The sequence below is a fragment of the Streptomyces sp. NBC_00358 genome (genome assembly GCF_036099295.1).
GTDB lineage: Bacteria > Actinomycetota > Actinomycetes > Streptomycetales > Streptomycetaceae > Streptomyces.
Map to the genome: position 1 here is coordinate 7,454,804 of NZ_CP107976.1, position 18,637 is coordinate 7,473,440.

Genomic DNA, 18,637 nt, shown 5'->3' on the forward strand with positions numbered 1-18,637 from the left:
GCGGAGCGGGCCGCCGTACTGTACGAGGGGGAGCCGGCGGCCCGGCCGGCCTCTTGCGAGGCATTTCAGTCAACCGGTACGAAACCCTCTGCGACAGCGCGCGTACCGCGCGAATGCGGGCATTCCCTTCACACCCCGTGTGAAGGGGGAGTACTACTCTCTCTGGTGCGGTCCGGCACGGTTCGCGCGGTCGGTCACGATCTGCGCCGTCGGCAACGAGCCCTCGGGGGGCCTTCCATGCAGCCCAACACTCTGCTCGACGCGATCCTCGACGAGGCAGGCATCTCGCACGCGGGACTCGCCGCCCACGTCAACCAGGCGGGGCGGGCCCGCGGTCTCGCGCTGCGCTACGAACACACCGCCGTGGCGCGGTGGTTGAAGGGCCAGCGGCCGCGCGGCCAGGTGCCCGACCTGATCTGCGAGGTGCTCGCGGGGCGGCTGCACCGGCCCGTCACGCTCGACGACATCGGCCTCGGGGTCCCCGGCGAACCCTCCGCCCCGCACGCCGGCACGCTCTCCGGATTCGTCGAACGCGCCACAGCCCTGTGGCGGTCCGACGAGCAGCAGCGCCCGCACATCCTCGGTGCCCCGGCCGTCACCGGTACCCCCGCGGTGATGCCCGTGTGGGAGTGGGAGAACCCGCCCGAGGACGTGGACGTCTCACGCGGCGGCCGCCATCACGTCAGCATGGCCGACATCGAGATGCTGCGCGCGGCGCGGGCCCACTACGAGCAGATGTACCGAAAGGCCGGAGGCATCGCGACCCGCACCCGGATCGTCGGCTTCCTCAACTCCGAGACCGCCCCCTTGCTGCGCGGCGGCTACACCGACGCCACGGGTCGTCAACTCCACCGTGCCACCGGCGGGTTGGTGGCCATCGCGGGCATCTGCGCCTATGACTCCGACGCGCACGGACTCGCCCAGCGCTACTTCCACCAGGCACTGCGGCTGGCGAAGGCCAGCGGGGACAGGGGACTTGGCGCCTACGTCATAGCTCTGCTCGTCAACCAGTCGCTGTTCATGCGCGAATACCGGCAGGCGGTCGCCTTCGCCGAGGCCGCGCTGCGTGCCGCGGGGCGCCACATCACCCCGGCGCTCGCCTCCGACCTGTACGCGATGCAGGCAAAGGCGTACGCACACCTCGGCGACGGCAGCAGCGCGCTGTCCTGCATACGTCGTGCCGAGCAGGCCGCCGAGCGCATCCGGCGCGGTTACGAGCCCGACGAGACCGGCTATGTCCAGCCGGGACTGGTCAACGTACAGGTGGCGGAGGCGTTGCTCAGCCTCGGCGACCTGGTGGCCGCGGCGGAGCACGCCGTGGCCGCCGTGGACACTCCGGCGCACGACCGGGGGCGCGTGCACCGGCTGGCCATGCTCAGCCAGATCGAACTGCGCCAGGGCAATGCCGACAAGGCGGTGGCGACGGCCGTCCAGATGGCGGAGCAGGCGCGGGGGATGGAGTCCCAGCGGCTGCGTGACAGACTCCGCGCGGTACGCGAGCACCTGGTGCGCAGCGGTTGTGCGGGCACGACCGAGGCGGCCGAACTGATCGACGGCGCACTGCGCGTACCGCTGTAGGGAGCACCCCGGACAGCCGCTTCACGGGCCGCTTCGGGCGGTCCCTTCACGAGCCCTGCCGGAACGGCGGCCGCCGTTCCGCCGGTCACTGTTCACCGCCACCGCGCTGCGCTCCGACCCCTGTGAGCCCTGCTGCCAGGACGCTGCTGCTGCGATATTGCCATCTACTCGGCGGAAGGTGGCAGAACCGTGCAGTGGACGAAACAGAACGAACAAACTGTCTATGAAAACCGCTGGTTCAGCGTCAATCTCGCAGATGTGGAGCTGCCGGACGGGCGGCACCTCGATCACTTCCTGATCCGGCTGAGGCCCGTCGCCGTCGCCACGGTGGTGAACGAGGCCAACGAGGTGCTGCTCCTTTGGCGGCACCGCTTCATCACCGACAGCTGGGGATGGGAACTCGCGGCGGGTGTGGTGGAGGACGGCGAGGACATCGCCGTGGCGGCGGCCCGCGAACTGGAGGAGGAGACCGGGTGGCGGCCGGGACCCCTGCGGCATCTGATGAGTGTCGAGCCCTCCAACGGGCTCACCGACGCCCGGCACCACATCTACTGGGCCGACGAGGGTGCCTACACCGGACACCCCGTGGACGACTTCGAGTCCGACCGCCGGGAATGGGTTCCCCTGAAACTCGTTCCCGACATGGTCGCCCGCGGTGAGGTCCCGGCCGCCAACATGGCGGCCGCGCTGCTCCTCCTGCACCATCTCAGGCTCGGGCAGGACGCGTTGCCCTGAACCGTTCCCCCCTCACAACTCCCTGGGCCGGGCGGTTCCTAGCGGCCCAGGGCCTGCCAGACCGCGACGGCCAGTGCGCCCACGGCCGCGACGACGGCGACGGTGGGCAGTGGCCAGCGCGTGTGTTCCAGCGCGACGATCCGTGTGCTGAGGTCATCGAGATCCTTGGCCGTCTGGTCGTCGCGCTGAGTGAGCAGTGCCAGCCCTCCCTCGATGCGGGTGAACCCCACTTCGAGGGACCGGCGTAACTCCGCGAGTTCCTTGGGTGCCACGGGATGCTCGGGGTCGGCGGTCACGGGTCCGCTCCTTTCCGTAGTCGGCACATCCCTTGTCCGTGCACGGAAAGTCAACTCGCCTGGTGGACGCGTGGGGAGCGTGTGCGCGGGGCATATGCGGGCCCGGTGCGCACACGGCGTGTGAACGGCGCGGGCCCGGCACCGCGAAGGGTGCCGGGCCCGCGCCCGCCCTGCCTCCGAGAACGGAGGTCAGCGCTCCGTTGTCACTGGCCGTACGTGTAGAACCCCGAGCCCGACTTCCGGCCGAGGCGTCCCGCGTCCACCATGCGCTGGAGCAGCGGGGGAGCGGCGTACAGCGGCTCCTTGTACTCCTCGTACATCGAGTACGCGACCGAGGCCACCGTGTCGAGACCGATCAGGTCGGACAGCTTGAGCGGGCCCATCGGGTGGGCGCAGCCCATCTCCATGCCGTTGTCGATGTCCTCGCGGCTCGCGATACCCGACTCGAACATCCGGATCGCGGACAGGAGATAGGGGATCAGCAGCGCGTTGACGACGAAGCCCGAACGGTCCTGGGCGCGGATCGCGTGCTTGCCGAGAGCCTTCTCGGCGAACAGCTGGGCGCGCCCGATGGTGCCCTCGGAGGTGGTCAGCGCCGGGATCAGCTCCACGAGCTGCTGCACCGGCGCCGGGTTGAAGAAGTGGATGCCGATGACCTGGTCGGGACGCGAGGTCGCGACGGCCAGCTTCACCAGCGGGATCGAGGAGGTGTTGGAGGCCAGGATGGCGTCCGGTCGGGTCACCACCTGGTCGAGCACCTGGAAGATCTCGGTCTTGACCTGCTCGTTCTCGACGACGGCCTCGATCACCAGGTCGCGGTCGGCGAACTCGCCGAGGTCCGTGGTGAAACTGAGCCGGTCCTGAGTGGCCTTGAGCTCGTCCTCGGAGATCTTTCCGCGCCCGGCCGCCTTGGAGAGCGAGGTGAACAGCCGGGTCCGGCCGATCTCCAGGGCTTCGCCGGTGGTCTCGGCGACCTTGACGTCCAGGCCGGCGCGGGCGCACACCTCGGCAATGCCGGCCCCCATCTGGCCGCAGCCCACCACTCCGACGCGTTCGATGTCGGTCACATCGTCCCCTTCGCTGATCCGCACGGCCTGGCAGGTCTGCCGTTGTTCGGTCCCTGCTCCGAACGTGCACGTTACTCCCAAGTATCGATGATCGATCGTCGGGGTGGGGCATGCTGGGCGACGGGACGTTCCGTGACCGGACGGATGCGCTGCGCAGGGGGTACGGAGATGGGACGACTGCCACGCCGGGCGTTCGCGACGGCCGCGCTCGCGGCGCTGTCGGGACTCGGCACGGCGGGGGACGTCGCGGCGTCCCCGGACCCGGCGGCGCGGCGCGGGCGGGCGGCCCCGCGCGCCGTACGGGGCATGTGGCTCGCGACCGCCTCGCACCGCGACTGGCCCTCCCGCACGGGCCTGAGCCCCGCCCGGCAGCGCGCCGAACTGCTCGCGCATCTCGACACGGCGGTACGCCTGCGCCTGAACACCGTGTTCTTCCAGGTCCGTCCCGCCGCCGACGCGCTGTGGCCCTCGCCGTACGAGCCGTGGTCCGAGTACCTGACCGGCGTCCAGGGCCGGAATCCAGGCTGGGACCCACTGGGCACCGCGGTGCGCGAGGCCCACGTACGCGGCCTGGAACTGCACGCCTGGTTCAACCCGTACCGCGTCTCGGGGCAGCCCGACCCCGGCAGGCTCGCCGCCTCGCATCCCGCCCGTGTCCACCCGGACTGGACCGTCCGCTACGGCGGGAAGCTCTACTACGACCCCGGGCTGCCCGCGGTGCGGACGTTCGTCCGGACCGCGATGCTCGACGCGGTCCGCCGCTACCCGGTCGACGGCGTGCACTGGGACGACTACTTCTATCCGTACCCGGTACCCGGCGAGGTCTTCGACGACGACGCGGCGTACGCCGAACACGGCACGGGCTTCTCGAGCAGAGCGGCCTGGCGGCGCGCCAACATCGACAAACTGGTACGGGAGACGGCCGCCGCCATCAAGAAGATCCGTCCCGGGGTCCGCTTCGGGATCAGCCCCTTCGGCGTCTGGCGCAACGCGTCGACCGACCCGCTCGGCTCACCGACCCGGGCCGGCGTCGAGACGTACGACGATCTGTACGCCGACACCAGGAAGTGGGTCAAGGAGGGCTGGATCGACTACATCTGCCCTCAGCTGTACTGGAACATCGGCTTCGCCGCCGCCGACTACGCGAAGCTGCTGCCCTGGTGGGCGCGGGTCGTCAGGGGCACGGGCGTTCAGCTCTACGCGGGTGAGGCGCTCTACAAGGCGGGTGAACCGGCGCAGCCCGCGGCCTGGCAGGACCCGGCCGAACTGTCCCGGCATCTCACGCTGGCCGCGAAGTACCCCGAGGTGAAGGGACACGTCTTCTTCGCCGCCAGGGAGGCCGCCGCCGACCGCACCGGGGCGATGGCGCGGATCGTCGCCGACCACTACCGGCAGCCTGCGAGGCCCCCGCGCTGAGGGTCCGCCGGGGGCCCGCGGGCCCTCGGCGCGGACGCTGCGCCGTTGGTCCGGCGTCCGTCCGGCTCTTCCTCTTCCTCCTGCTACTGCGGCATGTCCATGTGGCGGATCTCGGAATCCGGGCCCGGCGAGCACACGGCCTCGTGACCGTCCTCGAACCGCACGCGGTAGGGGGGAGCGCCTTCCGCTCCCATGACCTCGGTGATCTCCGCGACCTTGTCGTGCCGGCCGACGGTCCTGCCGTGCTGCACCAGCTGGTCGCCTTTGGTTGCGTGCATCTGAACGGTCTCCTCGTCCTGTACGGGAGTTACGGTTCGCGGCCTCAAGTCTACGGCCGGGGGCCCGGGTTGGCCCGGCCCGTGCGGGCCGGTCAGTCCCGCGCCCGCTGGGTGAGAGCGATGCAGACGAGGACGGCGGCCGCCGTGAGGGGCGCCGCCGGGGTGAGCCTCTCGCCCAGGAGCAGTACCGACCACACCAGTGTGAGCAGCGGCTGAGCGAGCTGCAACTGGCTGGCCTTCGGAATCCCGATCGACGCCATCCCCCGGTACCAGACGACCAGTCCGAGGAACTGCGAACCGGCCGCGACCCACAGCAGCCCGGTCACGCTGTGCGCCGTCAACCGCACCGGCTCGTACGACAGGGCCACCAGCGCGCCCGGCACGCTGAGCGGCAGACACAGGACCAGGGCCCAGCCGATCACCTGCCAGCCCGGCATCACGCGGGCGAGCCGGCCGCCCTCGGTGTATCCGGCCGCGCAGATCAGCAGGGCGCCGAACAGATAGGCGTCCGCGCCGGTCAGGGCGCCACCGCTCTGCTGCACGGTGAACGCGATCACGGCGGCCGCGCCCGCGCAGGCCGCCAGCCAGAACATCCGCGACGGCCGCGCGCCGGTCCGCAGCGACGAGAACAGTGCCGTCGTGAGCGGCAGCAGCCCGACGACGACGGCGGCGTGGGCGGTGGTCGACGTCCGCAGGGCGAGGGTCGTCAGCAGCGGGAACCCGAGGACGACACCCGCCGCGACGACGGCCAGGCCCGCCAGATGCCGCCGGGCCGGCAGGCGGACCCGCAGAGCCAGCAGGCAGCCGCCCGCGACGACCGCCGCGAGGACGCAGCGCACGGCCACCAGCGACCAGGGGCCGAAGCCCTCCAGCCCCCAGGCGGTCGCGGGGAAGGTGAGGGAGAACGCCGTGACGCCGAGGGCCGCCTGGAGGGTGCCGGCGCGGCGGTCCGTCGGCGCCGGGCTCCGGCGCGGGCCGTCGGCCGCGGGCTCGGTGTGTGTGCTGACCGCTATCCCGGTCCGGTCGATAGCGCTACTCTCTGTTCTCATGCAAGAGCGTAGCAGTGTGAGTGATCTGGCCAATCAGCTACGGCAGGAACTGAACCGCTACTCTCCTGGTGGAAAGCTGCCGTCGAGCCGCGCGCTGGTCGAGCGGTTCCGTGTGAGTCCGGTGACCGTGTCGCGGGCGCTGGCCCAACTGGCGGCCGAGGGGCTCGTGGTCACCCGGCCCGGTGCGGGCGCCTTCCGGGCACGGCCCCGGGCCGCCACCGCGCCCACCGGGGACACGTCCTGGCAGGAGGTCGCGCTCAGCGCGGACGCCGCGGCCGAGGTCGTCCCCCGCACCGTGGACGCGTCCGGAGTCCTCGCCTCGCTCGCCGCGCCACCGCCCGGTGTCGTCGAGTTCAACGGCGGCTATCTGCACCCCTCGCTCCAGCCGGAGCGGGCGATGGGCGCGGCCCTCTCCCGGGCGGGCCGCCGCCCCGGCGCCTGGTCCCGGCCGCCCATGGAGGGTCTGCCCGAACTGCGCGAGTGGTTCGCGCGCGGGATCGGCGGGGCGATCGGCGCCGCCGAGGTGCTGGTCGCGGCGGGCGGCCAGGCCGCCCTGACGACCGCGCTGCGCGCGCTCGCGCCGCCCGGCGCCCCGGTTCTGGTCGAGTCACCCACGTACCCGGGCATGCTGGCCATCGCCCGGGCCGCGGGCCTTCGCCCCGTTCCGGTCCCGGTGGACCCCGACGGGGTGAGGCCCGCGCTCCTCGCCGACGCCTTCAGGGCGACCGGAGCCCGGGTCTTCGTCTGCCAGCCGCTGTTCCAGAATCCGACCGGTGCCGTGCTCGCGCCCGAGCGTCGTGGCGAGGTGCTGCGCATCGCGCGGGACGCCGGAGCCTTCGTCGTCGAGGACGACTTCGTGCGCCGCCTGGTGCACGAGGACGCGGGTCCGCTGCCGCGCCCACTGGCCGCCGAGGACCCGGACGGAGTCGTGGTGCACGTCGGGTCCCTGACCAAGGCGACCTCGCCGAGCTTCCGGGTGAGCGCACTCGCCGCGCGAGGTCCGGTGCTCGAACGGCTGCGCGCCATCCAGGTCGTCGACACCTTCTTCGTGCCGCGCCCGCTCCAGGAGGCCGCGCTCGAACTCGTCGGCTCGCCGGCCTGGCCGCGTCATCTGCGCACCGTCTCGGCCGAGTTGAAGGCCCGGCGCGACACCATGACCGCCGCACTGCGGCTGCGGCTCCCCGAACTCGCCCTGCCTCACATCCCGTTCGGCGGCTACCACCTGTGGGCGCGGCTGCCCGACGGCACCGACGAGTCCGCGCTCGTCGCCGCCGCCCTGCGCGCGGGGGTGGCCGTCGCTCCCGGCCGCCCCTACTTCAGCGCCGAACCCCCGTCGGCCCAGATCCGGTTGAGCTTCGCGGCGGTGGCCGGAACGGAGGAGATCACGGAGGGCGTACGGCGGCTGACAGCGGCCTACAACGAGACGCGCACCTGAGCGACAGCCGACCGAGCCCCGCGCCGAGCCCGAAGCCGGGCTCGGCCCCCGCCGGGTCCTGGTCCCCGCTCGGCCCCCGTCCCGGTCCTGGTCCCCGCCCGGTCCCGGTCCCGGTCCCCGCCCGGTCCCGGTCCCAGACCCGGTCCCGGTCCCGGACCCGGACCCGGTCCCGGACCCGGACCCGGACCCGGTCCCGGACCCGGACCCCGTCCCGGACCCGGACCCGGTCCCGGGCGGAGTCGGACTCGGGCTTCGTGTCGGGTGGAGTCGGGTCCTGGCTCCGGCGGGGCTGCGACCTCGTGATTCTCGGGCCGCGTCGCCTCGCGCGGGTCGCGCTCGCCGTGCCCGGCCCGTGCTTCCCGGCCGCGGCGGCGGGACGATCGAATCCGGGGTCCCCGGACAGCCGGGGCACGGGTCGGAAGCCGATGGGTCGGTGAAGATTCGAATACTCTGCGTAACACCCTTGACCTGCGGAGTCCCGCGTTCCACGATCTGCGCATGCAACTTCGGGTCACGTTCGTCGCCGCCGCGCGCAGCTCCTCGCTGCTCGCGGAGCGCTTCGAGGACGACCGGCCGCTGGACCAGGCGGGATGGGAAGAAGTGCAGCGCGCCGCCGCGGGGCTGCTGCCGCTGGCGGCGGCCGAGCTGCGCTACTGCGCGCCGACGCCCCGCAGCCGCGCCACCGGCGACGTCCTCGGCTACGCCCCCCTCGTCCAGCTCGCCCTGCGCGACTGCGACATGGGCCGCTGGCGCGGGTTCACCCTGGGCGAGGCCATGGCCCGCGAGCCCGAGGCCGTGGACGCCTGGCTGGCCGACCCGCGCTCGACGCCCCATGGCGGCGAGGCTCTGCTGTCCTTCATCGCCCGTGTAGGCGCCTGGCTCGACACCCGGCCGGGGGACGACGGAGGCAGCATCGTCGCGGTGGCCGAGCCGTCGGTCGTACGGGCCGCACTGGTCTACGCGCTGAAGGCGCCGCCGTCGACGTTCTGGAACATCGACGTCCGCCCGTTGTCGGCGATCACCGTGACGGGCCGGGCGGGCCGCTGGAATCTGCGTTTCGACGGGGTGGTCCCTCAGCCCAGGCGTGTGTAACGGGTGGTGAGCACCAGATCCTTCACGGGCCCCCGCACCCGCCAGACGGACCGCCAGTGGTCCTCGTCCGGGACGGTGAACTCGCCCCGGTAGAGATCCGCCGCGCACGGATGGTCGGCCACGTACCGCCCGCTCGTCAGGTCCAGGTCGTGGAACGGACGGCCGTCGGAGAACCGTACGAGAGCGGTCCCTGGGCCGGAACCGGGCAGGAACCGCAGGGTCCGCTCGGCAGGCCGTGCGACGCCCTGCCAGACGAACGTGCCCGACTCCTGGTGCAGCAGCCCCGTGTCCTCCAGCGGCGCGAACACCGTCGTACCGCTGAAGCGCCCCTCCGCCTCGCTCGCGAGGTCCCGCACGGTGCGCTCCACCCGCCAGCTCCCGGCCAGGTACGCCAGCACGTCCCGCACCGGCCAGAACTCGCCCATACCGCCTCTTTCTCCGTCCCGCCCGGTGCCGCGCGACCCGTCGACGCGCTCCTGCCCCTGCACCTGTCCTGTGCCCATCCTGCCGTGCGACTCCCTGAACGGGATCCGGCACCTCGAACGGCGGGCCGTCGGTGCCTCCCGGGAGTCAGGCGGCGCCGGGGCCGGCCGCGGGCCGCTGCCCGACCGGCAGCAGCCCACGCTCCCCGAACACCTTCTTCGCGACCAGGGTGGCGTTCATCGCCTTCGGAATGCCGCAGTAGACGGCGGAGTGCAGCAGTGCCTCGACGATCTGCTCCGGGGAAAGTCCCACGTTCAGGGACGCGTTGACGTGCACCTCCAGCTGGGTCTCGCAGCCGCCGAGCGCGGTCAGCATGCCGAGGGTCACCAACTGGCGGTCGCGCGGGGCGAGTCCGGGCCGGTCGTAGATGTCGCCGAAGGCCCAGGCGACGATCTGGTGCCCCAGTTCGGGGTTGATGTCGTCGAGCGCGGCGACCACGCGCTGACCGGCCCCGCCGTCCACCCGCTCAAGGATCTTCAGACCGTGCTCGAAACGCTCCTCGCGGGTGGTGGACTCGGTGCTGTTCACGGCGTCGCTCATCTCGGGTCGTCCGATCCCGGCCGCTCCAGCAGCCGTTCGTAGTGGTCGATCTTGTCGTCGAGCGCGGAGGCGTTCCTGCGCAGCACGCGGATCCTGTCCCTCAGCTCGGCACTGTGTTCACGGAGCATCGCCAGCCGGGCGGGGACCGTCGCGTCACCCTGGGAACGCAGCTCCGCGAACCGCCGCATGTCCGCGATCGACATGCCGGTCTCCCGCAGCCGGATCAGGAACTCCAGCCAGGCCAGGTCGGCCGCCAGGTAGCGCCGCTGGTTCCCGGTGGTCCGGCCGACCCGTTCGATCAGTCCGGCCTTCTCGTAGTACCGAAGCGTGTCGTGCGAGAGGCCGGTGCGTTCGACGACCTGGGCGATCGTGAGGGTCGGCTCCGCGGGGCGCGGGAGGGGCTGTCCGCTGGTCATGGGGAAACCGTAGAACCTGGAGCACGCTCCAGGTCAAGCACCGCCGAGGAGCACGCTTGGACCGCTGGAGCTGGAGCTGGAGCCGGGGTCGTGGACTGGAGCTGGAGATGGAAATGGAGCTAGGGCTGGAGCCGCAGCCCGCAGCCCGCAGCGCGCAGCCCGAAGCCCGTAGCCGGGGCTGTGGCGGCGGCGTCGTGGGTCGGGTCCCGCGGGGCTGGGCCGGGACGCCGGATCAGGAGCTGCGGCGGGGCTTGCCGCGCTTCGCGCCGCCCTTCGGGCCACCGGTACCGCTGCTCCGCGGGTTCCGGCCCGTGGCCTTGCCGCCGCCCTTGCCGCCCGTCCTGCCGGGCGCGGGCTTGCGTCGCGCGCCCCCGCCGGAGTCCGACTTCCGGGGCGTGGCCTTGGCCGCGCCCCGGTCCTTCTGCTGCTCCGCGGCCGGGGTCTGGGCGCGCCCGCGCGTGCTGTTGACCGTGCGGCCGCGCACGATGCCGATGAAGTCCTCCACCAGCCCGGTGGTCCGGTCCTCGGGCCAGGCCAGCGCGACGCGTGACTCGGGGGCGTCCGTGACCGTCCGGTACGTGAGGTCCTTGCGGTGGTGGAGTCGGGCGAGGGACTGCGGAACCACCACGACCCCGATGCCCGCCGCGACGAGCTCGACGGCGTCCTCCGTGCCGGCCGGCCGCTCCAGCGCGGGCTTGCCCGGCAGGCGCTCCCAGTCCAGCGGGTCGTCGAGCGGATGCAGCACGATGTCGTCCTGGAGGTCCTCCGCGCAGACCTGCTCGACCGCCGCCACGATGTGATCCTTGGGGACCACGACGACCGTCGTCTCGGTGTAGAGGGGGATCGCGCTGAGATCGTCCCGGTCGACCGGCAGCCGGACGAAGCCCGCGTCGGCGTCGCCGCGCCGCAGGACGTCGTACACCTCGGCGGCGGACACCGGGACGAGGGTCAGGGGTACGTCGGGCAGTCGCTCGCTCCAGACCCGCACCCATTTCGAGGGCGTCACCCCCGGAACGTAGGCGAGCCTGAACGAGGGGGACGCTTCGGAGCCGGTCACCACGTCAGATTACCCGGCGTGCCAGGGGTGCCGTACCGGCGATGGTCGGCGGGGGCCCGCGCGCTCGATACCCTTGACCCCATGAGTTCGCACCAGACCGCCCAGACGATGAAGCCCGCCACAGCGGCGAAGAAGCTGGGTGTGTACCTCGAGGCCACACCCGCCGAGTTCCAGGAGGGTGCCGTCTCCCGTGCCGAGCTGAACGCGTTGCAGACCGAGCCGCCCGAGTGGCTCCAGGAGCTCCGCCGCAACGGGCCGCACCCGCGGCCGGTCGTCGCGGCCAAGCTCGGTGTCTCCATCGCCGGGCTCGCCCGCGGCGGCGTCAGCGAGGCGCTCACCACCGAGCAGATCGAGGCGCTGAAGACCGAGGAGCCCTCGTGGCTGCGTCGTGAGCGCGCCACTCAGGCCGAGGCCCGCAAGGAAGCGGTCCGCATCAAGGAGAAGAACGCGGAGCGGGACGCCAAGCGTTCCTGACCCGGGCGCCCGCCGGGGATCCCAGCCGTCGGTCCCCGGGGTGCCGCCGCGCCCGTCGGAGCCGGTAGGGCCGGGCGGCTAGGCCCGCGGTCCACGGGCCTAGCCGTGCGGGAGCCGGGTCACGCCGGTGAGGGTCAAGGCGGCCGGGAGCGCCCCCGAGCCGAGGGTGGCGGCGAGCTGTTCGGCCGAGTCCCGGGTGAAGCTTCCGGAGATGTCGGCGGTGCCGCCGTCGAGTCGTCGGCCGACGGACGGGGCGGAGATCACGGTGCCGTCCAGGACGATGGCCAACTCGTTTCGCGGCACGGTGTTCACGTACAGGCTTCCCGTCAGGGCGGAGAACTGCCGGGTGCCGACGGAGTCGAAGTCAAGCCGCACGATCCAGTTCCCGGTCTGCGGGTCGCGCACCGCCTTGGCCGACGAGACATGCGAGCCGTCGACGGCCGTCGGACCCAGCGCGTACTTGGCGCGCGGGGAGGCCGCGTCGCCGTCGGACGCGCACGCGACGACGGAGTCCTGGGCCGGGGCGTCCCTTTCCGAGGCGGGCCTGTTCCGCTGTGAGCAGTCCAGCGCCGCGAAACGCCGCTGGAGCGCTGCGTCCTGCGCGCTCCCTTCGGCCGGGGCCGACGCGGTGCCGGCACTGGCGCTCGCCGACCCGGCGGCACGCGGGCGCAGGCCCTCGGTGACGGCGCGCCCCTGAGCGGGGTCGGCGCTGGGGGTCGGCTGCGGCGGCTGCGTCGCGCCGGGCGTCTCCTCGGCCAGCACGGGGCGGAAACCGAGCCGGCCGGGCACGCCCAGTTCCATCAGGCGCTTCTCGTCGGCGCTGGGACCGGTGACGGTGACGGTGCCTTCCTGAGCCTCGATCCGTACGTCCGTGAGTCCCAGCGCCTTGGCGCGCGCCCGCATCCGGTCCGTGGTCCGGCGTACGTCCGAGGCCCCCGTCGACGAGGTCCCGGCGAAGGTCAACGCGGACAGCCGGGAGTCCGCCGCGCCGGAGGGCGCGGCGGTGCCGCTGCCGCGGACGCCCCCGGCGTCGCCCGTCGAGCGGTCCACGGAGCCGGGGCCGGATTCCGCTCCGGAGCAGCCCGCGAGCGTCACCGCGGCGACGCAGAGGAGGAGAGCCGTGTGCGAGGCCTGGGGGAGACGCATACGGGGATGCTTCCAAGCAGGTGACGCCCGACGAGGCGGATGCCAGGCTTTGATCGGAATTCATCCGGCGGGCTTGCTCTTTTGCTTCAGGTCCGATCATGCGGCGCGGTGTGCGCGACACAGACTGGTCGCAGGTCGTCGCCCTCTACGACCAGCTCGTCCGCATCGACCCCTCGCCGTTCGTCGCCCCCGACCGAGCCGTCGCGATCGCCGAGCTCGACGGCCCGGAGGTGGCGCCGGCGGCCGTCGACCGACTCGTGACGAGCCGGCCGGCTGTCACGCCTACCACGCGACCCGCGCCGACCTGCCGCGTCGGCCGGGCCGCGGTCAGGAGTCGCGCGGCCTACGACAGGGCCATCGAGCCGGCGGGCAACACCGCCGAGACCGCCGAGCTGACGCGCCGCCGCGACCGGCTGCGGTAGCGCCCTTCCGTCCCGAACCGGCGACCGGTCGCCGGGGACACCCCACCGCCGACCGGATGCGGGAGCCGCCCCCCTGCCCCGGACACGGGGTGGCGGCTGCGCCGGTCGCTTGGGCGGGGCCAGGCTGTCAGAGTGGGTCGAGGCGGGGCTTGAGCAGGCAGAACTCGTTGCCCTCCGGATCGGCGAGCACGTGCCAGGAGGCATCCGCGGGCTGACCGATGTCGACGCGTTCGGCACCGGCGGCCAGGAGGCGCTCCAGCTCGGCGTCCTGGTCGCGGTCGGTGGGGTTGACGTCGATGTGCAGCCGGGCGTGCCCGTTGTCCGGCGCGTCGTCGTGGATGAGGAAGAGCGTCGGCTGCGCGCCGCCGAACCCTTCGCGCGGACCTATCTCGACGTAGACCTTGTCCTCGCGGTCGAGCACGGTGAAGTCCAGGACCTCGCACCAGAACCGTGCCAGCGCCTCGGGGTCGTGACACTTGAGCACGATCTCACTGATACGGCATGCCATTGACGCGACCTACTCTCGGCGGGGGGAACTGCCAGGGTGGCCGCACGCGGATGTCATGGGCCCCCTGCAGTGAGAACAGGATCGCGACCGTACCGGGCGAGGCCTGCCGGGTCGAACGGATTTCAGCCAGTTGTCAGGCCAAGTCGCGGGCCGAGGCCCGCGGATCGCGCGGCACGGCGACGGGCCGGCCGCCACGCGGGCCGACTCCGCCGACCGGACCGGCCGACCCGACCGCGAAGGGGCCCGATCGGCTTCCCGGTCACGACCGCCCCGCCGCCGCCCCGAGAGGCGATTGCATAAACGTGCAGCGAAACGTATAGTCATGCCATCCAAGAGGAGGGTTCCATGGCGATGCGTGCGGCGGTGGCGGGAGCGAGTGGGTACGCGGGCGGGGAACTGCTGCGGCTGCTCCTGGCGCACCCCGGGATCGAGATCGGCGCCCTGACCGGCAACTCCAACGCGGGCCAGCGGCTCGGGGCGCTCCAGCCCCATCTGCTGCCCCTCGCGGACCGCGTCCTCGCGGAGACCACCCCCGAGGTGCTGCGCGGTCACGACGTGGTGTTCCTCGCGCTGCCCCACGGGCAGTCCGCCGCGGTCGCCGAGCGGCTCGGCCCCGAGGTCCTCGTCGTCGACATGGGCGCCGACTTCCGGCTGAAGGACCCGGCCGACTGGGAGCGCTTCTACGCCTCCGCGCACGCCGGGACCTGGCCGTACGGCCTCCCCGAACTGCCGGGCGCGCGCGCCGCGCTGGAGGGGTCCAAGCGCATCGCGGTGCCCGGCTGCTACCCGACGGCCGCTTCCCTGGCCCTCTTCCCGGCGTACGCCGCCGGGCTGGCGGAGCCCGAGGCGGTGATCGTCGCGGCCTCCGGCACCTCCGGGGCCGGCAAGGCGCCCAAGGCGCACCTGCTCGGCAGCGAGGTCATGGGCTCGATGACCCCGTACGGCGTCGGCGGCGTGCACCGGCACACCCCCGAGATGATCCAGAACCTCAGCACGGCCGCCGGGGAGCCCGTCACCGTCTCCTTCACCCCGACCCTCGCGCCGATGCCCCGCGGCATCCTCGCCACCTGCAGCGCCAAGGCCAGGCCGGCGGTCACCGCCGAGTCCGTACGGGCCGCCTACGAGAAGGCCTTCGCCGACGAGCCCTTCGTCCATCTCCTTCCCGAGGGTCAGTGGCCCGCCACGGCGTCCGTCTACGGTTCCAACGCCGTTCAGGTCCAGGTCGCGTACGACGCCGCCGCGCACCGCATCATCGCGATCAGCGCCATCGACAACCTGACCAAGGGCACCGCGGGCGGTGCCGTCCAGAGCATGAACCTCGCCCTCGGCCTCCCCGAGGAGCTGGGGCTTTCCACGATCGGAGTCGCACCGTGAGCGTCACGGCAGCACAGGGATTCACCGCGGCCGGGATCGCCGCCGGAATCAAGGCGAACGGCAACCCGGACCTGGCCCTCGTGGTCAACAACGGGCCCCGCCGCGCAGCCGCGGGCGTCTTCACCTCCAACCGCGTGAAGGCCGCGCCGGTCCTGTGGTCCGAGCAGGTCCTCAGGAGCGGCGAGCTGACCGCCGTCGTCCTCAACTCCGGTGGCGCCAACGCCTGTACGGGCCCCAAGGGCTTCCAGGACACCCACGCCACCGCCGAGAAGGTCGCCGAGGCGCTCGGTGACACGGGTGCGGGCAGCGTCGCCGTGTGTTCGACGGGCCTCATCGGCGTGCTGCTGCCGATGGACAAGCTGCTCCCCGGCATCGACCTGGCCGTCGCCGAACTCGGCCCGCACGGCGGCGAGAAGGCCGCCATCGCCATCAAGACCACCGACACCGTGCACAAGACCTCCGTCGTGACGCGCGACGGCTGGACCGTCGGCGGCATGGCCAAGGGCGCCGGCATGCTGGCCCCGGGACTCGCCACCATGCTCGTCGTGCTCACCACCGACGCGGACGTGGACGGCGCGGTCCTCGACCGGGCGTTGCGCGAGGCCACCCGCACCACCTTCGACCGCGTCGACTCCGACGGCTGCATGTCGACCAACGACACCGTGCTGCTGCTCGCCTCCGGGGCCAGTGAAGTCACCCCGGAACAGGGCGAGTTCGCCGAAGCCGTCCGTGCGGTCTGCGACGACCTCGGCCAGCAGTTGATCCGTGACGCCGAGGGCGCCAGCAAGGACATCAAGGTCGAGGTGATCAACGCCGCGACCGAGGACGACGCCGTCGAGGTGGGCCGCTCCATCGCCCGCAACAACCTCCTCAAGTGCGCGATCCACGGCGAGGACCCCAACTGGGGGCGGGTGTTGTCCGCGATCGGCACCACCGCGGCCGCCTTCGAGCCGGACCGGCTCAACGTGGCCATCAACGGCGTCTGGGTCTGCAAGAACGGTGGGGTCGGCGAGGACCGCGAACTCGTCGACATGCGCTACCGCGAGGTCCACATCGTCGCCGACCTCGCCGCGGGCGACGCGACCGCCACGATCTGGACCAACGACCTCACCGCCGACTACGTCCACGAGAACAGCGCGTACTCCTCATGAGCAATGTGACCCGCAAGCACACCGCTCTGCCCAAGGCGCAGATCCTCATCGAGGCGCTGCCCTGGCTGACCCGGCACCGGGGCAAGACCGTCGTCGTCAAGTTCGGCGGCAACGCCATGATCGACAGCGAGTTGAAGGCCGCCTTCGCCCAGGACATCGTGTTCCTGCACCATGCGGGCCTCAAGCCCGTCGTGGTGCACGGCGGCGGTCCGCAGATCAGCGCCGCCCTCGACCGGCACGGCATCGTCAGCGAGTTCAAGGCGGGGCTGCGCGTCACCACCGAGGACGCGATGGACGTCGTCCGCATGGTGCTGGCCGGACAGGTCCAGCGTGAACTGGTCGGACTCCTCAACGAACACGGGCCGCTCGCCGTGGGCCTCACCGGCGAGGACGCGCACACCATCACCGCCACCAAGCACCAGCCCACGATCGACGGCCAGTTGGTCGACATCGGGCGGGTGGGCGAGATCACCGCGATCGACACGGGCGCGATCGAGGCACTGCTCGCCGACGGCCGTATCCCGGTCGTCTCCTCGATCGCCCGGAGCCAGGACGACGGACATGTCTACAACGTCAATGCTGATACGGCGGCTGCGGCACTCGCTGCCGCACTGGGTGCCGAAACCCTCATGGTCCTCACGGACGTCGAGGGCCTCTACGAGGACTGGCCGAACAGTGACGAGGTGATCAGCCGCCTCACCGCCACCCAGCTGGAGAAACTCCTTCCCGAGCTGGCCAGCGGCATGGTGCCGAAGATGGAGGGGTGTCTGCACGCCGTACGCAACGGCGTCACGACCGCCCGTGTCATCGACGGCCGGGTCCAGCACTCGATCCTGCTGGAGATCTTCACCGACGAAGGCATCGGCACGATGGTCGTGCCGGACGACGAGGAAGCGGGGGACGTCGCATGACCGGCAGCGTGACGAACGCGGAGCTCACCCAGCGTTGGCAGGGCTCGCTCATGGACAACTACGGCACCCCGCGACTGCCGCTCGTCCGTGGCGCCGGGACGAAGCTGTGGGACGCCGACGGCAACCAGTACCTCGACTTCGTCGGCGGCATCGCGGTCAACGCGCTCGGCCACGGCCACCCCGCGATCGTCGAGGCGGTCAGCCGGCAGATCGCGGAACTGGGCCATGTCTCCAACCTCTTCGTCGCCGAACCGCCCGTCGAGCTCGCCGAACGGCTGCTCCGGCTCTTCGGCCGCGAGGGCCGGGTGTACTTCTGCAACTCGGGGGCCGAGGCCAACGAGGGCGCCTTCAAGATCGGCAGGCTGACCGGCCGGACCCATATGGTCGCCACCACCGGCGGCTTCCACGGCCGGACCATGGGCGCCCTCGCGCTCACCGGCCAGCCCGCCAAGCAGGAGCCCTTCCTGCCGCTGCCCGGTGACGTCACCCATGTCCCGTACGGCGACGCGCAGGCCCTCGCCCAGGCGGTCACCCAGGACACCGCGCTGGTGATCATCGAGCCGATCCAGGGCGAGAACGGCGTCGTCGTGCCGCCCCCCGGCTACCTCAAGGCGGCCCGCGCGATCACCGCGGCCACCGGTGCCCTGCTCGTCCTGGACGAGGTGCAGACCGGCATCGGCCGCACCGGCAACTGGTTCGAGTACCAGGCCCACGAGGGTGTCCTGCCCGACGTCGTCACGCTCGCCAAGGGCCTCGGCGGCGGACTGCCGCTCGGCGCCACCGTCGCCTTCGGCCGCGCCGCCGGGCTGCTCAGGCCCGGCCACCACGGCACGACCTTCGGCGGCAACCCGGTCGTCTGCGCCGCCGGACTCGCCGTGCTCGACACGATCGAGTCCGAGGGGCTCCTGGAGAACGTGAAGCGCGCGGGCGAGAGACTGCGGGACGGAATCGAGGGCGCCGGCGACGGTTCCGGCCATCCGCTGATCGACCATGTCCGGGGTGCGGGACTGCTCCTGGGTATCGTGCTCACCGAGCCGCTCGCGCCCCAGGTGCAGCAGGCGGCTCAGGACGCCGGTTTCCTGGTGAACGCGCCCGCCCCCGATGTCGTACGGCTGATGCCGCCGCTGAACCTCGGCGAAGACGAAGTGGACGCGTTCCTCCGGGCCCTTCCCGGCATCCTCGACGCAGCCAACGGGGACGGATGATCCC

General features: G+C 72.3%; 21 protein-coding genes. 11 read left to right on the forward strand and 10 right to left on the reverse strand.

Features of this window, described 5'->3' with window-relative positions:
* The first annotated feature begins 237 nt into the window (after positions 1 to 237).
* Positions 238 to 1,578, forward strand: coding sequence for a transcriptional regulator (locus tag OHT01_RS31825; RefSeq protein WP_328556548.1), 1,341 nt, complete (start codon positions 238 to 240; stop codon positions 1,576 to 1,578).
* Between the two features lie 189 nt (positions 1,579 to 1,767).
* Positions 1,768 to 2,313, forward strand: coding sequence for an NUDIX hydrolase (locus tag OHT01_RS31830; protein ID WP_328556549.1), 546 nt, complete (start codon positions 1,768 to 1,770; stop codon positions 2,311 to 2,313).
* Positions 2,314 to 2,351: 38 nt separating this feature from the next.
* Here the strand turns inward: OHT01_RS31830 and OHT01_RS31835 are convergent, their stop codons facing one another.
* Together OHT01_RS31835 and OHT01_RS31840 are read right to left on the reverse strand one after the other, a co-directional pair.
* Positions 2,352 to 2,609, reverse strand: a complete 258-nt coding sequence (locus tag OHT01_RS31835; RefSeq protein ID WP_261702869.1) for a hypothetical protein — start codon at positions 2,607 to 2,609, stop codon at positions 2,352 to 2,354.
* A 203-nt stretch (positions 2,610 to 2,812) separates the two neighbouring features.
* Entirely contained in the window at positions 2,813 to 3,676 is an 864-nt protein-coding gene (locus OHT01_RS31840) for a 3-hydroxybutyryl-CoA dehydrogenase (RefSeq protein WP_328556550.1), read from the reverse strand.
* Positions 3,677 to 3,844: 168 nt separating this feature from the next.
* Between OHT01_RS31840 and OHT01_RS31845 the strand changes: the two genes are divergently transcribed.
* Complete coding sequence (locus OHT01_RS31845) at positions 3,845 to 5,092, forward strand: glycoside hydrolase family 10 protein (RefSeq protein WP_328556551.1); 1,248 nt, start codon at positions 3,845 to 3,847, stop codon at positions 5,090 to 5,092.
* Between the two features lie 83 nt (positions 5,093 to 5,175).
* Here OHT01_RS31845 and OHT01_RS31850 read toward each other — a convergent pair whose 3' ends face one another.
* Both OHT01_RS31850 and OHT01_RS31855 read right to left on the reverse strand, forming a co-directional pair.
* Positions 5,176 to 5,370, reverse strand: a complete 195-nt coding sequence (locus OHT01_RS31850; protein WP_328556552.1) for a DUF1918 domain-containing protein — start codon at positions 5,368 to 5,370, stop codon at positions 5,176 to 5,178.
* A 92-nt stretch (positions 5,371 to 5,462) separates the two neighbouring features.
* Positions 5,463 to 6,419, reverse strand: a complete 957-nt coding sequence (locus tag OHT01_RS31855) for a DMT family transporter (protein ID WP_328556553.1) — start codon at positions 6,417 to 6,419, stop codon at positions 5,463 to 5,465.
* Here OHT01_RS31855 and OHT01_RS31860 point away from each other — a divergent pair.
* Both OHT01_RS31860 and OHT01_RS31865 read left to right on the forward strand, forming a co-directional pair.
* Entirely contained in the window at positions 6,418 to 7,854 is a 1,437-nt protein-coding gene (locus OHT01_RS31860; RefSeq protein ID WP_328556554.1) for an aminotransferase-like domain-containing protein, read from the forward strand. The two genes, OHT01_RS31855 and OHT01_RS31860, sit on opposite strands and share 2 nt — an antisense overlap.
* A 498-nt stretch (positions 7,855 to 8,352) precedes the next feature.
* Positions 8,353 to 8,946, forward strand: a complete 594-nt coding sequence (locus tag OHT01_RS31865) for a histidine phosphatase family protein (RefSeq protein WP_328556555.1) — start codon at positions 8,353 to 8,355, stop codon at positions 8,944 to 8,946.
* Here OHT01_RS31865 and OHT01_RS31870 read toward each other — a convergent pair.
* The 4 genes from OHT01_RS31870 to OHT01_RS31885 all read right to left on the reverse strand — a co-directional run bounded on the left by OHT01_RS31870 (position 8,928) and on the right by OHT01_RS31885 (position 11,442).
* Entirely contained in the window at positions 8,928 to 9,371 is a 444-nt protein-coding gene (locus tag OHT01_RS31870) for a DUF6314 family protein (protein WP_328558344.1), read from the reverse strand. The two genes, OHT01_RS31865 and OHT01_RS31870, sit on opposite strands and share 19 nt — an antisense overlap.
* A gap of 145 nt (positions 9,372 to 9,516) precedes the next feature.
* Positions 9,517 to 9,957: a carboxymuconolactone decarboxylase family protein gene (locus OHT01_RS31875; protein WP_328556556.1), complete on the reverse strand. Its 441-nt coding sequence runs from the start codon at positions 9,955 to 9,957 to the stop codon at positions 9,517 to 9,519.
* A gap of 8 nt (positions 9,958 to 9,965) precedes the next feature.
* On the reverse strand, positions 9,966 to 10,385 hold the full coding sequence (locus OHT01_RS31880; RefSeq protein ID WP_328556557.1) for a MerR family transcriptional regulator: 420 nt from the start codon (positions 10,383 to 10,385) through the stop codon (positions 9,966 to 9,968).
* 232 nt (positions 10,386 to 10,617) lie between these two features.
* On the reverse strand, positions 10,618 to 11,442 hold the full coding sequence (locus OHT01_RS31885; protein ID WP_328556558.1) for a LysR substrate-binding domain-containing protein: 825 nt from the start codon (positions 11,440 to 11,442) through the stop codon (positions 10,618 to 10,620).
* Between the two features lie 81 nt (positions 11,443 to 11,523).
* Between OHT01_RS31885 and OHT01_RS31890 the strand changes: the two genes are divergently transcribed.
* Entirely contained in the window at positions 11,524 to 11,916 is a 393-nt protein-coding gene (locus tag OHT01_RS31890; RefSeq protein ID WP_328556559.1) for a DUF5997 family protein, read from the forward strand.
* 99 nt (positions 11,917 to 12,015) lie between these two features.
* On the opposite strand, the gene OHT01_RS31895 is transcribed toward OHT01_RS31890, so the two are convergent.
* Entirely contained in the window at positions 12,016 to 13,062 is a 1,047-nt protein-coding gene (locus OHT01_RS31895; protein ID WP_328556560.1) for a SecDF P1 head subdomain-containing protein, read from the reverse strand.
* Positions 13,063 to 13,172: 110 nt separating this feature from the next.
* Here OHT01_RS31895 and OHT01_RS31900 point away from each other — a divergent pair, with 110 nt between their 5' ends.
* Entirely contained in the window at positions 13,173 to 13,484 is a 312-nt protein-coding gene (locus tag OHT01_RS31900) for a hypothetical protein (RefSeq protein WP_328556561.1), read from the forward strand.
* Positions 13,485 to 13,611: 127 nt separating this feature from the next.
* Here the strand turns inward: OHT01_RS31900 and OHT01_RS31905 are convergent, their stop codons facing one another.
* A complete protein-coding gene (locus tag OHT01_RS31905; RefSeq protein WP_328556562.1) occupies positions 13,612 to 13,992 on the reverse strand; it encodes a VOC family protein in 381 nt (126 codons plus the stop codon).
* Positions 13,993 to 14,337: 345 nt separating this feature from the next.
* On the opposite strand from OHT01_RS31905, the gene argC reads away from it, so the two are divergent.
* From argC to OHT01_RS31925, 4 genes are read left to right on the forward strand one after another with little or no spacing between them, the layout of a single operon-like run.
* On the forward strand, positions 14,338 to 15,366 hold the full coding sequence (gene argC, locus OHT01_RS31910) for an N-acetyl-gamma-glutamyl-phosphate reductase (protein WP_328556563.1): 1,029 nt from the start codon (positions 14,338 to 14,340) through the stop codon (positions 15,364 to 15,366).
* Positions 15,363 to 16,517 (forward strand): bifunctional glutamate N-acetyltransferase/amino-acid acetyltransferase ArgJ, encoded by a 1,155-nt coding sequence (gene argJ, locus OHT01_RS31915; RefSeq protein WP_328556564.1) that lies wholly within the window; start codon positions 15,363 to 15,365, stop codon positions 16,515 to 16,517. The genes argC and argJ overlap by 4 nt, the downstream gene beginning before the upstream one ends.
* Complete coding sequence (argB, locus tag OHT01_RS31920) at positions 16,514 to 17,428, forward strand: acetylglutamate kinase (RefSeq protein ID WP_328556565.1); 915 nt, start codon at positions 16,514 to 16,516, stop codon at positions 17,426 to 17,428. The genes argJ and argB overlap by 4 nt, the downstream gene beginning before the upstream one ends.
* Positions 17,425 to 18,633 (forward strand): acetylornithine transaminase, encoded by a 1,209-nt coding sequence (locus OHT01_RS31925; protein ID WP_328556566.1) that lies wholly within the window; start codon positions 17,425 to 17,427, stop codon positions 18,631 to 18,633. Before argB ends, OHT01_RS31925 begins: the two co-directional genes overlap by 4 nt.
* The last annotated feature ends 4 nt before the right edge of the window (positions 18,634 to 18,637 follow it).

Excerpts from the sequence above, each read along its gene's own strand:
- OHT01_RS31865 (WP_328556555.1), top strand. The coding sequence starts at position 8,353 with ATGCAACTTCGGGTCACGTTCGTCGCCGCCGCGCGCAGCTCCTCGCTG.
- OHT01_RS31905 (WP_328556562.1), bottom strand. The coding sequence starts at position 13,992 with ATGGCATGCCGTATCAGTGAGATCGTGCTCAAGTGTCACGACCCCGAG.
- OHT01_RS31825 (WP_328556548.1), top strand. The coding sequence starts at position 238 with ATGCAGCCCAACACTCTGCTCGACGCGATCCTCGACGAGGCAGGCATC.
- OHT01_RS31880 (WP_328556557.1), bottom strand. The coding sequence starts at position 10,385 with ATGACCAGCGGACAGCCCCTCCCGCGCCCCGCGGAGCCGACCCTCACG.
- OHT01_RS31860 (WP_328556554.1), top strand. The coding sequence starts at position 6,418 with ATGCAAGAGCGTAGCAGTGTGAGTGATCTGGCCAATCAGCTACGGCAG.
- OHT01_RS31855 (WP_328556553.1), bottom strand. The coding sequence starts at position 6,419 with ATGAGAACAGAGAGTAGCGCTATCGACCGGACCGGGATAGCGGTCAGC.
- OHT01_RS31890 (WP_328556559.1), top strand. The coding sequence starts at position 11,524 with ATGAGTTCGCACCAGACCGCCCAGACGATGAAGCCCGCCACAGCGGCG.
- OHT01_RS31850 (WP_328556552.1), bottom strand. The coding sequence starts at position 5,370 with ATGCACGCAACCAAAGGCGACCAGCTGGTGCAGCACGGCAGGACCGTC.
- OHT01_RS31895 (WP_328556560.1), bottom strand. The coding sequence starts at position 13,062 with ATGCGTCTCCCCCAGGCCTCGCACACGGCTCTCCTCCTCTGCGTCGCC.
- OHT01_RS31925 (WP_328556566.1), top strand. The coding sequence starts at position 17,425 with ATGACCGGCAGCGTGACGAACGCGGAGCTCACCCAGCGTTGGCAGGGC.
- argC (WP_328556563.1), top strand. The coding sequence starts at position 14,338 with ATGGCGATGCGTGCGGCGGTGGCGGGAGCGAGTGGGTACGCGGGCGGG.
- argB (WP_328556565.1), top strand. The coding sequence starts at position 16,514 with ATGAGCAATGTGACCCGCAAGCACACCGCTCTGCCCAAGGCGCAGATC.
- OHT01_RS31870 (WP_328558344.1), bottom strand. The coding sequence starts at position 9,371 with ATGGGCGAGTTCTGGCCGGTGCGGGACGTGCTGGCGTACCTGGCCGGG.
- OHT01_RS31845 (WP_328556551.1), top strand. The coding sequence starts at position 3,845 with ATGGGACGACTGCCACGCCGGGCGTTCGCGACGGCCGCGCTCGCGGCG.